Below are 234 nucleotides of genomic sequence, written 5' to 3'. Positions count from 1 at the left end.
CGCCATGCTCACCGCGTTGCGCCCTGCATCCTTGGCCTCGTAGAGCGCGCGGTCGGCCTCGCGATAGAGCGCGTCCAGGCCCATGCCGGAGGTCGAATAGGCCACCCCCAGGCTGATGGTCAGGCAGGGGCCGGCGCTGGAGCCCAGGTGCTCGATGCCCAGCGCCTCCACCGCCTGCCGCAGGCGCTCGGCGATGGCCAGGGTGTTGCCCTCCTCGCTGTCGTAGAGCAACAC

The 234-nt window shown here is 70.9% G+C and carries 1 protein-coding gene; it reads right to left on the bottom strand.

Features of this window, described 5'->3' with window-relative positions; translation table 11 throughout:
* Positions 1 to 234 (bottom strand): diguanylate cyclase (locus ACLJNW_RS28655; RefSeq protein ID WP_410962074.1); only part of this gene is annotated, 234 nt, incomplete at both ends.

The organism is Salmonella sp. SAL4457 (assembly GCF_046548235.1).
Lineage (GTDB): Bacteria > Pseudomonadota > Gammaproteobacteria > Enterobacterales > Enterobacteriaceae > Salmonella > Salmonella enterica.
Note: the sequence above shows the minus strand (reverse complement) of the source record. Positions and strands in the feature narration are given on the sequence as shown.